The sequence below is a fragment of the Actinosynnema sp. NPDC053489 genome, assembly GCF_044544865.1.
GTDB lineage: Bacteria > Actinomycetota > Actinomycetes > Mycobacteriales > Pseudonocardiaceae > Actinosynnema.
The window spans coordinates 128,881-139,907 of sequence record NZ_JBITXT010000018.1 but is presented as its reverse complement, the minus strand read 5'-3'; the positions used below and the strand labels follow the sequence as shown (position 1 = coordinate 139,907).

The window sequence follows — 11,027 nt, the reverse complement described above, 5'->3', positions numbered from 1 at the left end:
CGTCCTCTGGGCACTGCTGCGCGACGGCCGAACCTTCACACCGACCGCGCCACCACCGGCCACCACCGCAGCTTGACACGATCATTCAGATTCCTTCCGCTGCTGTGCTCCACCGCGAACGTATCTCGGACTAAAAAGATCCGCAATATCGGGGTTAGACTGGCCCGGTGAAGCTGCCGGTGAGCACGGAGTGGGTCCTGCACTGCGCCACGACGCTGGCGCAGCTGGAGCCGGGCGCCACCGCGTCGGCGGGTCAGCTCGCGGCCTACTACGACGTGCCGGCGCCCTACCTGGCCAAGCAGCTCCAGTCCCTGGTCAAGGCGGGCGTGCTGGCCGCCACGACGGGCCCGCGCGGCGGTTTCCGGCTCGGCAGGCCGGCCGCGGAGATCACGTTGCTGGACGTCGTGGAAGCGGTCGACGGCGCGGCGCGGCCCTACGAGTGCCGGGAGATCCGGCAGCGGGGGCGGGGGGCGTTGCGCCCCGAGGACTGCCGGGACACCTGCGTGCTGGCGGACAGGATGGCCGGCGCGCACGAGGCGTGGCGGCGCGCGCTGGCGGCGGAGACGCTCGCCGACGTCCTGGCCACGCTGCCGCCGACGGCACCGGCCCGCACCCGCGCCCTGCTGGCGGCGACGCCGCGGCGCGGTTCCTGACCCCGGCCGCCGGGCCGCACGCTTCTGCGGCGTCCTATGTGGACTGCGCCGTCACGCGCGCGGTGGCGGGCCGTGTCGCGAGTGGACGACGGGGTGTTGTGGAATTCCGTGGTGGTCGTGCCGGAACGACGTGTACCGTGGGTGTCATCGGGGTATTGCACGTTCACGAACCCCGAACACCCTCGCGTCGTGCGCAACCCTCCGTGCCGGCACCGCCGGCCGTGAGCACGCACCGAACGCGGAGAAAGTCGGAAAGCACATGTCAACGACGTACCACGAGCTGTTCAGCCACCCGGACACCGAGCGGGCGGAGAACTTCGCCCTGCCGCGCCGGGAGGAGCAGCGCTCCTACACCGACCTGTTCCGCGAGCCGGTCGACGTGCCGCCGCAGGGCACCGGCGGCGGTTCCTGAGCTGATGCGGGGAGACCCCTCGGCGCGCCCGTGCGCGCGCCGAGGGGTCGATGGGGCAGCGGTCACTCCGCGCGCCACAGCGCGGGCACGTTCGGCGGTTCCCACCCGGGCTGGGCCAGGTGCCCCTGCAAGCACACGTACCCGACGCCGTTGTAGGTGACGGTCGCGCCGACCGCGTAGTTCGTGCCCACCGCCCACGTGCCGCCACCCGGCGACGACGGGGTCGTCGTCGTGGAGGTCGGCCGCGTGGTCGTGCTCTGCGGCACGTTCAGCACGAAGTCGAACTTCGCCTCGCGGGCGTTGCCGACGGTGCTCACCTCCATCAGCAGCCGGGGGTCGAAGATGGTGTCGGTGCTGTTGCGCGGCTCGCCCGGGAAGTACAGCTGGGTGGTGAGCACCGGGCGCCCGGGCGCCTGCAGCTTCACGTGGATGTGCCGCGTGCGGCCGGGGTAGAGGCCGGGCACGATCGTGCTCAGCGTGAACGTGCCGTCGGGCTTGGTGAACTGGTGGCCGCGGAACTTGAAGCCGGTGTTGTCGTAGACGCCGTTGACGTCGGCCTGCCAGAAGTCCATCAGCACGTTGCCCAGCGGCAGGCACGCCAGGCCGAACACGTAGCCGGTGACGGTGAGCCGGGTGCCGGGCGTGCTCGCGTCGACCAGCGACGTGCGCTGCGGCGAGTTCGGCTTGAAGTACGGGCCCTCGGTCTGCGGCGGGGTCGGGTCGTCGCCGTCGTCGCACGCCGGGGTCAGCTCGACCGGGTCGCCGTTCGCGCCGACCGTGCGGGCCAGCGCGGGCACGCCCATCATGGCCACCGGCAGCGCGACACCCGCGGCGAACGCCGCGCGCAGCACCGTCTTCCGGCTGAGGTGGCGGGGATCGGTCTCCTCGCCCGGGGGTCGCCCGGTGAGGTCGCCGTCCGTGGATGCGTCCATGTCTGCTCCTTAAGGCCAGCTCCTTCGGGCCGGCGCCGCGCGAGGGGCGCCGGGTTCGGGATTCGGCTCGAACCTACGGACGCGGTCCGTGCCGCGACGATGGACTGACGCCGCTGTTCGTGGTGATCCTCGTGGTCGCCGTTGCGCGTGCCGCTCACTGTGAACGGCCGGCCGCGCGGCGGAACCCGCCCGGGCTCACGCCGGTCTCGCGCCGGAAGAACCGGCAGAAGTAGGCGGGGTCGTCGAACCCGACCCGGTTCGCCACCTGCCGCACGGTCAGCTCCGTCTTGACCAGCAGCCGTTGCGCCTCCTGCGTGCGGGCCTGGCGGACGAGCTGCGACGGCGTCCGCCCGGTCGCCGCCTTCACCGCCTCGGTCAGGTAGCCGGGGGTGACGCCGATGCGGTCCGCGTAGGCGCGCACGGTCCACAGCCGGTGGTCCGTGCGGCCGGAGAGCCGGACGAACTCCTCCGCCACCGCGCCCGGCCTGGCGGGCGGTGGGGCCGGTGTGGCGGGCAGCCGCGCCGCGCGCACGACCAGCACGTGCAGCAGCGCCCGCAGCACCGTCTCCACGCCCGCCTCCGCGCGCCGGTACTCGTCGTGCAGCTCGGTGATCGAGCGGCTGATCAGGGCGTGGGCGCGCTCGTCCAGCGTCAGCCAGGGGCGTTCGCTCAACCGGCGCAGCAGCTCGCGGTCGGCGGGGTGGTCGAGCAGGAAGTCGTCGGTGAACAGCAGCACGGTGCCCTGCAGGTCGCGGGCGTCGTCCCAGTGGTGCACCTGGCCGGGCGCGATCACGCACAGGTGCGGCGGGTGCAGCGGCCAGCGGGCCAGGTCGACGACGTGCGTGCCGGTGCCGCCGGTGACGTGCACGATCTCGTGGAACGTGTGCCGGTGCGGGAACGACGCGCGCGACATCGGTCCGATGGTGTCGAACGTGCCCACCGCGAACGGCAGCGCGTCGGGCACCGGCACCTCCAGCCGGTGCAGGGGCAGCTCGCCGTCACGTGGCGTCCGGCTGGGCGTTCCCGGTAACACGGTGGTGCCGCGCATCGCCTCGATCCCTTCTCCGGTGAAGGTCCAGACCAATTTTCAGGTCTGGACCACCATGGCACGCCGGGTCGTGCGGCGTAACCGGGGAAAGGTCGGACGGGTGCTGCGCGTTCGGCCCGGGTGCTATGCGTTCGGCGGAGCCAGGCCCGGCCGGGGCGGACCGGGCACGACGCGCGCCGCCGGTGGCGGCCCGTCCGAGCCGCCCAGCAGGACCCCGGTGAGCGAGGCCCGTTCGGCGGCCATCGCGCGCGCCACGTCGACCAGCTCGTCACCCAGCACCGGCACGCCGTCCGCGTCGCCCGCCCGCACCGCGCCCAGCACGGCCCGCCGCAGCATCTCCTTGATGAACGACGCCGTGACGCCCTCGGTCGCCTCGACCACCGGCCCGAGGTCCGCGCGCAAGTCGACACCCCTGGCGTACAGCTCGACCAGCCTGCGGCGACCCTCGGCGTCGGGCCGCGGCACCTCGACGGCGAGGTCGACCCGGCCGGGCCGGTCGGCCAGCGCGCGTTCCAGCTCGTCGGCGCGGTTCGTGGTGAGCACGAACGTGACGTCCGCGTCCGCGCCGACCCCGTCCATCGCGTCCAGCAGCGTGAACAGCAGCGGGTTGGTCGGCCCGGCGGCGACACCGCGGTCCAGGGCCACCAGGTCGACGTCCTCCACCACGACCATCGACGGCTGCAACCGCCGCGCCAGCGCCACCGCCTGCCCGATCAGGCGCAGGGCCGGACCGGTCAGCAGGATCACCGTGCAGTCGCGCAGCCGGCTCATCAGGTAGCGGACGGTGTGCGTCTTGCCGGTGCCGGGCGGGCCGTGCAGCAGCAGGCCCCGCTTGAGGTGCTGCCCCGCCGCGAGCAGCCGTTCCGAGTGCTCGGCGATGCCGACCACGTGCTCCTCGATCGAGTCGAGCACGCCGTCGGGCAGCACCACGTCGTCGGCGTCCAGCGCGGGGCGGGGCAGGAACGTCACCAGCTCGTTGCCGCGGTGCTCGCTCACCCCGAACGCGAGCACCTGGCGGCGGAACACGTCGTGCTCCCGCATCAGCCGCTCGACCTCCGCGCCGACCGCCCGCGCCGCCGCCCGGTCGGCCGCCAGCACCTCCAGCCGGCAGGACGGCGGCCCGAAGTCGTCGTAACCGCGAACACCGATCAACACCGGCGTGCCGTCGGGCGCGGTCGTCGGCACCAGGCCGAGCTGGACGACGTCGACGGTGTCCCGCGGCCCCACCGCCGCGGTCGCGTAGTCGGCCGAGCCGAGCCCGTTGGCCTGGTGCCGTGCGGCCAGGAGCATGGCCATGAGGTCGTCGTGGCCGCGGTGGTGCCCGGCCACCCCGAACCACCGGGCGCCCGGCGTGCGCCCGGCGAGGTACGCGTCGACCCCGCGCTGGAGGTTGACGTGCTCCCACACCTCGAACTTCGTGGTGACCGACAGGGCCTGCTCCAGCTCGCACCCGAGGTGGTCGCGGACGTGCCGGAGCAACGCCCCGCCCCCACCGCCTTCCTCCACCAGCTCCGCCGCGACCCGCACCAACCGCGTCAGGCCGCGCGCGAGCGCCTTCGCCTCGTCACCGGAAATGTCCCCCATGCCCGCCACCCCCCAGGGTCCATCATCACGCAAGCAAGGCGACTTGTCCCGGTTTGGCGTCCTCGGGGAGTGCCGGTGGCGCGATCACGCAGAGCTCCCGGTGGTAGGCGATGTGGTCCGCGTTGATCTCGTGGCCCGGGACCCGGCGCAGCTCGCCGACCACCGAGCCGTCACCGACCCGCCGCACCAGGTCGTCCACGTCCACGTACAACCCGAACCCGTCGAACTCGACGTGGCAGTTCGCGCACAGGCACAACAGGTTCTCCAACTCGTCAGGCCCGTCGTGCACGGTGAGCCCGCGGATGTGCGCGGCCTCGCTGTAAAAGCCGAACCCGGTCTTCAGCCGCGTGCCGCAGAACTGGCACATGTGGTCGTGCAGGGCTTTCACCCGCTTGACCACGTCCTGGGCGCGGACGACCGACGAACTCTGGATCGTCCGCCGACGGCGTTCCCCGCTCGTGCCGTCGCCCCGCTGTCGCGAGCCGCTGACCGTCGCGTAATCCGCCAAGCCGACGCTCGACAGCAGCAGCTCCTGGTCCTCGACGTGGTCCAGGTGCCGCGACCGCAGGGCGTTGATCGCCTTCGTGCGGAACGAGATGTCCATCAGCAGCCTGCGGGAGTCCTCCGTGAAGCCCGCCCGCGGTTCCGTCCCCTCTGCGGTGCTCGGTGGTTCGACCTGCCAGAAACCCGTTCGTCCCAGGTCGTAGAACGGTCGTTCCGGCTCGTCGGCGCCCTCCAGACCGCAGTTGGCGAGCACTCCGGAGACCTCACGTCGGAACGTCGACAACGGGTGCAGGCGCGGCTCGCGCTTGACCTGGCCGATCGCCCACAGCACGGCGACGGAGTCCCGCGACACGGCCTGCGGGTGGCCGTTGAGGGTGAGCAACTCGGCGAGGAGCTCTTCGGCGACGGACCGCTTGGCGACCGGTGGAACGCTCGGCGGCTCCGGCCGGTCGGCCGGCGCGCCGAGCCCTTCGGCGGGGACCAGCGTTACGGAGCGCAGCGTGTCCTGACCCGTCCACCGGCGCACGAATTCGGTCGCGTCCTCATCGATCATCCGGACGTCGCCCAGCGCCATCATGTGCTCGAACGTGTGCCCGGTCTCGTTCGCGCCCCAGATGGCGCGAGCGGCGTCGGGGTTGCGGAACAGCTTGAGGATCACGGCCTCGGCGATGAACCGGTGCCTGGCGTAGAACCGCACCCGGTCGCCCACGCGCCTGTCGCGGATCGCCTTCGCCTTGGTGTTGTTGCCGTGCGCGGGGGAGGTGTTGCCCCACAGCTTCGCCGTCCCGTCGCGGTAGAGCGCCCGCAGTTCGTCGAGGTCCGCGCCGAACGCCTCGGCGTGGTCGGCGAGCCGGACACCCCCGACGACCGTGCGGATGAAGTTCCCCTGCCCACCGTCCCGGGTACCGCCGCGCGGTTGCAGCAGGAGCCGCGGGGGGTCACGGCGCTCCTGCACCACGAAGCCGAGGCGGCCGAGGTGGCGCGCCACGGTCTCGCGACCGCCGCTGAACTCGCCGGGGCCGAGCGCGCGGCCGTCCAGGAACTCGTGCGCCACACCCGTGATCGCCTTCGAGTCGTACTGCCTCCCGTTGTGCACCAGCACGAAGGTGCGCGCCTTGTCGTACCCGTACCGGGCGAGGAAGGCATCGGTACCCAGCTCGTCGCACCTGGCGATCGCGGCGAGCACGTCTTGTTCGCGGACGTCCCGGTAGCTCATGGGCGGAGCGTAGGGGAGGCGACCGGCAGCCCGGCGCGCGGTCGGAACAGGTCGCGCAGGAAGTGCCGGGTCTCCGGGTCGGTGGAGTGGAACCGGCAGCCCGAGGTGCCGCGCGTGGCCAGCACCCAGTACGTGTTCAGCGCCAGCCGCAGGTACTCGTCGGGGGTCACGTCCCGCATCACGCGGTCATGGCTCTGCTCGGGCCGGGCCACCCACTCACCGTCCCTGCGGACCAGGTCGGGGCCGATGATGACACCGCTGTAGTCGTACTCCAGCGCTTGGGCGGTGTAGACGCACCCGACCTGGTCCTCCCCTCCCGGGTCGGTCGCCCAGAACTCCTTCTTCGGCACCTCCCCGCCGTCGTCGGTCCGGCGCGGGTCCCTGGAGTTCCACGGCCGCCGCCAGGTGTGCCGCGCGCCGTGCTCGTCGGTCCACTCGATCACCACGTCCTCGCTGAGCGGACGTCCCCGCACGTCCTTCGGCCACGGCCAGCAGAAGCCGGCCGAGATGCGGGCCGTCCGGCCGTTCGTACCGCGCACCCGGATCCACTCCGACAACTCGGCCGGGCTCTCCGCCACCCCCACCTCGTAGTCGGCCTCCACCCACGGCTCCGCCACACCGCCCACCGAGAACAGGCGGTCCAGCCAGTTCAGGTACCGCTGAGAGCCACCGCAGCGGAACTGGCTGGTCAGGGCGATGTGGGTGAACTCCGCGCCGAAGCGTGCCGCGATCCGCTCCAGCTCCTCGACGGTGACGCCCTCCCGCGGGCGGACGACCTGCCGCTCGTCGAGGAAGAACACGCTGACGGGCGAGTGGCCGACCAGCCGTTCGAGGGCGCTGCGGTCCCGCCGCAACCGTTGGGCCTCGTCGACCAGGGGAATGACGTTGACACCACGCCCACCGGGTCGGAAGGCGTCGGGGACCAGGAAGAGCTGTTTCGCCCACGGCGACGCGGTCGCCCGGACCAACTGCTGCCGCAGGGTCCCGGACGGCGTGATGAACCGGGTCTGCACCTGGCCCCGTTCCGACCGCAGCCGCGGGATGTCGGCCAGGAGCCGCAGCGCGACCACGGTCTTGCCGGTGCCGGGGCCGCCGGTGACCGCGATCACCTGCCTGCCGGTCGACCGCTCCGGGTCGAGCGTGCGGAGGACGCGGACCTGCGCCGCCTGCTGGTCGCCCACCAGCGTGAACTCGGACTTCTGCGACAGCAGGTCGTCGAGGTCCTCGAACACCGACCTCGACGGTCGCTGCTCGGCGGCGAGGAACCGGTCGACCTGCTCGCGCGTGGGTGGGCGCAGGTCCCCGCAGCACAAGGCCCGCGCCAACTCGTCGCCGTTCGCGCCGGACAGCTCGTCGCGCCCGACGATCGGCACGTCGCGGCTGCCCGGGCTGTCCGAGACGGCGTCCCGCAGCCGGTGGACCACGTCCATTGGCGCGTTGTGCATGAACGCCACACCGCGGTACTCCAGGCCGAGCGTCGCCTCCTCCAACCACCGCTCCAGGTGACTCGTGTAGCCGAACGCCTGTCGGCACGGGTGCGGTCGTACGACGTCGTCCAGCGCCACTTCGAGCGACGAGGCCCAGGTGAGCCGGCTCCACTGCTTGAGCTCGACCACGACACCGGTGAGCCCACCCCGGGGACGGCTGCCCAACAGCAGCGCGTCCACCCGCTCCGCGCTGCCGGCCAGCGTGTACTCGAGCAGCAGCCACGACTCGGCCTGCCCGGCTCGTACCAGCGCGTCCAGCAGCACCGGCCAGCTGTTGACCCAGCTCCGCAGCTCGGCCGCACCGGGTCGCTCGCCGTGCTGTTCCTCGAAGCGATCAGCGCACTCGCGCGCGAACCGCTGGGGCGACGACCGGACCGACTCCAGCGTCTGACCCACTTGCCCGCAGTGGACGTGCATGATCTACAGCTACCAGACACCCCGCCGGGGAACGTCGGGATGACGAGCACGGGCACGGGACCAGCACCGTCACCACCGGAAGGCACCTAGTGCGGAGACCAGGTGGACACGTCCCCGGGGTGTCGGAGGGGTCGGTTAGGATCGCGCGATGGCTTCGCAAGAGGTGCTGCGAAGGATCTTCGGGTACGAGTCCTTCCGCGGGGAGCAGCAGGACATCGTCGACCACGTCGTCTCCGGCGGGGACGCGCTGGTGCTCATGCCCACCGGCGGTGGGAAGTCGTTGTGCTACCAGATCCCCTCCCTGGTGCGCGAGGGCACCGGGGTGGTGGTCTCGCCGCTCATCGCGTTGATGCAGGACCAGGTGGACGCGTTGCGCGACCTCGGCGTGCGCGCCGGCTTCCTCAACTCCACCCAGTTCCCCGACGAGCGCGCCCTGGTCGAGGCCGAGTTCCTGGCAGGCGAGCTGGACCTGCTCTACCTCGCCCCCGAGCGCCTGCGCACCGAGCAGACCACCCGCCTGCTCGAACGCGGCCGGATCGCCCTGTTCGCGATCGACGAGGCGCACTGCGTCTCCCAGTGGGGCCACGACTTCCGCCCCGAGTACCTCGCCCTCTCCCACCTGCACGAGCGGTGGCCCGAGGTGCCCCGCATCGCGCTCACGGCGACCGCCACGCCGGCCACGCACGCCGAGATCGCCGAACGCCTCAACCTCGCCGACGCCAAGCACTTCGTCGCCAGCTTCGACCGCCCGAACATCCAGTACCGCATCGTGCCCAAGAACGAGCCGAAGAAGCAGCTGCTGGAGCTGCTGCGCACCGAGCACCAGGGCGACGCGGGCATCGTCTACTGCCTGTCCCGCAACTCGGTGGAGAAGACCGCCGAGTTCCTGGTCCAGAACGGCATCCCGGCCCTGCCCTACCACGCCGGCCTGGACGCGGGCACGCGGTCGCGCAACCAGTCGCGCTTCCTGCGCGAGGACGGGCTCGTGATGGTCGCCACCATCGCGTTCGGCATGGGCATCGACAAGCCGGACGTGCGGTTCGTGGCCCACCTCGACCTGCCGAAGTCCGTGGAGGGCTACTACCAGGAAACGGGCCGCGCGGGCCGGGACGGGCTGCCGTCGACCGCGTGGCTGGCCTACGGCCTGCAGGACGTCGTGCAGCAGCGCAAGATGATCGACGACTCCGAGGGCGACCAGCAGCACCGCCGCAAGCTCATGGCGCACCTGGACGCGATGCTCGCGCTGTGCGAGACGGTCGAGTGCCGCCGGGTCCGGCTGCTGGCCTACTTCGGCCAGGAGTCCGCGCCGTGCGGCAACTGCGACACCTGCCTCGCGCCGCCGGAGACCTGGGACGGCACGGTGGCCGCGCAGAAGGTGCTGTCCACCGTGGTCCGGCTGCGCAACGAGCGGCGGCAGAAGTTCGGGGCCGGGCAGACGATCGACATCCTGCTCGGCCGCAAGACCGCGAAGGTCATCCAGCACGACCACGACCAGCTCAAGGTCTTCGGCATCGGCACGGAGCTGAACGAGAGCGGCTGGCGCGGCGTGATCCGCCAGCTCCTGGCGCAGGGCCTGCTCGCGGTCGAGGGGGAGTACTCCACGCTGGTCCTCACCCCGGCCGGCGACGAGGTGCTCTACCAGGGCCGGCAGGTGCCGATGCGGCGCGAGCCCGAGCGGGCGGCGCGGGTCCGGACCGCCAAGGCGGCCAAGACCGCGCCTGCGGACCTGCCCGCCGAGGCCGCCCCGGTGTTCGAGAAGCTGCGGACGTGGCGGACGGCGCAGGCCCGGGAGCAGGGCGTGCCGCCGTACATCATCTTCAACGACGCCACGCTGCGGCAGATCGCCGCCACCACGCCGACGACGCTGACCGAGCTGAGCGCCATCAGCGGCGTCGGCGAGAACAAGCTCGCCAAGTACGGGCAGCAGATCCTCGACGCGTTGAGCGCATGAACGACCTCCGCGCCGACTGCTCCCGCTGCTTCGCCCTGTGCTGCGTGGTGCCCGCGTTCGGCAGGTCGGTCGACTTCGCGATCGACAAGCCCGCCCGCACGCCGTGCCCGAACCTGCGCGAGGACTTCCGCTGCGGCATCCACACCCGGCTCCGGGACAGCGGCTTCACCGGCTGCACGGTGTACGACTGCTTCGGCGCGGGCCAGCAGGTGGCGCAGGTGACGTTCGGCGGCACGAGCTGGCGCGACGACCCGGCCTCGGCGCGGGCCATGTTCGACGTGTTCCCGGTCATGCGCCGGCTGCACGAGCTGCTCTGGTACCTCACCGAGGCGCTGGAGCTGGCGCCGGCGCGCGAGCTGCACCCCGCCGTGCGCGAGCTGCGGGCCGAGGTCGAGGCGCTGACCCGGGGCACGCCCGACGAGCTGCTGCGGCTGGACGTCGACCCGCACTGGTCCCGGATGAACGACCTGCTGCTGCGCGCCAGCGAGCTGACCCGGGGCAGGGGCCGCAACCGCCGGGGCGCCGACCTGATCGGCAAGGACCTCCGCGGCGCGAAGATGAGGGCGTCCACGCTGCGCGGCGCGTACCTGATCGGCGCCCGGCTGGTCGACGCCGACCTGCGGCTGGTCGACTTCATCGGCGCGGACCTGCGCGGCGCCGACCTGTCCGGCGCGGACCTCACCGGTGCCTTCTTCCTCACCCAGGCGCAGCTCGACGCGGCCAAGGGCGACGAGCGGACGAAGCTGCCGAGGTCGGTGGCGCGGCCCGCGCACTGGGTACGTCGGCAGGCGTAGCCGCGCGAGCCGCCACCGGGCGGACGCGG

Annotated in this window: 9 protein-coding genes; 4 read left to right on the top strand and 5 right to left on the bottom strand. The window is 72.3% G+C overall.

Going from position 1 to position 11,027, the window contains the following annotated elements; all coding sequences use genetic code 11:
• Positions 1-167: 167 nt before the first annotated feature.
• Both ACIGNX_RS31320 and ACIGNX_RS31315 read left to right on the top strand, forming a co-directional pair.
• A complete protein-coding gene (locus ACIGNX_RS31320; RefSeq protein ID WP_396544544.1) occupies positions 168-653 on the top strand; it encodes an RrF2 family transcriptional regulator in 486 nt (161 codons plus the stop codon).
• 259 nt (positions 654-912) lie between these two features.
• Positions 913-1,065, top strand: coding sequence for a hypothetical protein (locus tag ACIGNX_RS31315; protein WP_396544542.1), 153 nt, complete (start codon positions 913-915; stop codon positions 1,063-1,065).
• Positions 1,066-1,127: 62 nt separating this feature from the next.
• Here ACIGNX_RS31315 and ACIGNX_RS31310 read toward each other — a convergent pair whose 3' ends face one another.
• The 5 genes from ACIGNX_RS31310 to ACIGNX_RS31290 all read right to left on the bottom strand — a co-directional run bounded on the left by ACIGNX_RS31310 (position 1,128) and on the right by ACIGNX_RS31290 (position 8,232).
• The gene (locus ACIGNX_RS31310) at positions 1,128-1,997 is read right to left on the bottom strand and encodes a carbohydrate-binding protein (protein ID WP_396544540.1); all 870 of its coding nucleotides are present in this window, start codon (positions 1,995-1,997) and stop codon (positions 1,128-1,130) included.
• Positions 1,998-2,151: 154 nt separating this feature from the next.
• On the bottom strand, positions 2,152-3,045 hold the full coding sequence (locus ACIGNX_RS31305; RefSeq protein ID WP_396544538.1) for an AraC family transcriptional regulator: 894 nt from the start codon (positions 3,043-3,045) through the stop codon (positions 2,152-2,154).
• Positions 3,046-3,168: 123 nt separating this feature from the next.
• Positions 3,169-4,629, bottom strand: coding sequence for an AAA family ATPase (locus ACIGNX_RS31300; RefSeq protein ID WP_396544536.1), 1,461 nt, complete (start codon positions 4,627-4,629; stop codon positions 3,169-3,171).
• A 25-nt stretch (positions 4,630-4,654) separates the two neighbouring features.
• A complete protein-coding gene (locus ACIGNX_RS31295; protein WP_396544534.1) occupies positions 4,655-6,349 on the bottom strand; it encodes an HNH endonuclease in 1,695 nt (564 codons plus the stop codon).
• Complete coding sequence (locus tag ACIGNX_RS31290; protein ID WP_396544532.1) at positions 6,346-8,232, bottom strand: DNA/RNA helicase domain-containing protein; 1,887 nt, start codon at positions 8,230-8,232, stop codon at positions 6,346-6,348. The genes ACIGNX_RS31295 and ACIGNX_RS31290 overlap by 4 nt, the downstream gene beginning before the upstream one ends.
• A gap of 169 nt (positions 8,233-8,401) precedes the next feature.
• Between ACIGNX_RS31290 and recQ the strand changes: the two genes are divergently transcribed.
• Both recQ and ACIGNX_RS31280 read left to right on the top strand, forming a co-directional pair.
• Positions 8,402-10,204, top strand: a complete 1,803-nt coding sequence (gene recQ, locus ACIGNX_RS31285) for a DNA helicase RecQ (RefSeq protein ID WP_396544530.1) — start codon at positions 8,402-8,404, stop codon at positions 10,202-10,204.
• Positions 10,201-10,998: a pentapeptide repeat-containing protein gene (locus ACIGNX_RS31280; protein WP_396544528.1), complete on the top strand. Its 798-nt coding sequence runs from the start codon at positions 10,201-10,203 to the stop codon at positions 10,996-10,998. The genes recQ and ACIGNX_RS31280 overlap by 4 nt, the downstream gene beginning before the upstream one ends.
• The last annotated feature ends 29 nt before the right edge of the window (positions 10,999-11,027 follow it).

Bases quoted from the DNA above. Each gene is read 5' to 3' on its own strand.
- ACIGNX_RS31295 (WP_396544534.1), bottom strand. From the start codon at position 6,349: ATGAGCTACCGGGACGTCCGCGAACAAGACGTGCTCGCCGCGATCGCC.
- ACIGNX_RS31300 (WP_396544536.1), bottom strand. From the start codon at position 4,629: ATGGGGGACATTTCCGGTGACGAGGCGAAGGCGCTCGCGCGCGGCCTG.
- ACIGNX_RS31305 (WP_396544538.1), bottom strand. From the start codon at position 3,045: ATGCGCGGCACCACCGTGTTACCGGGAACGCCCAGCCGGACGCCACGT.
- ACIGNX_RS31315 (WP_396544542.1), top strand. From the start codon at position 913: ATGTCAACGACGTACCACGAGCTGTTCAGCCACCCGGACACCGAGCGG.
- recQ (WP_396544530.1), top strand. From the start codon at position 8,402: ATGGCTTCGCAAGAGGTGCTGCGAAGGATCTTCGGGTACGAGTCCTTC.
- ACIGNX_RS31310 (WP_396544540.1), bottom strand. From the start codon at position 1,997: ATGGACGCATCCACGGACGGCGACCTCACCGGGCGACCCCCGGGCGAG.
- ACIGNX_RS31280 (WP_396544528.1), top strand. From the start codon at position 10,201: ATGAACGACCTCCGCGCCGACTGCTCCCGCTGCTTCGCCCTGTGCTGC.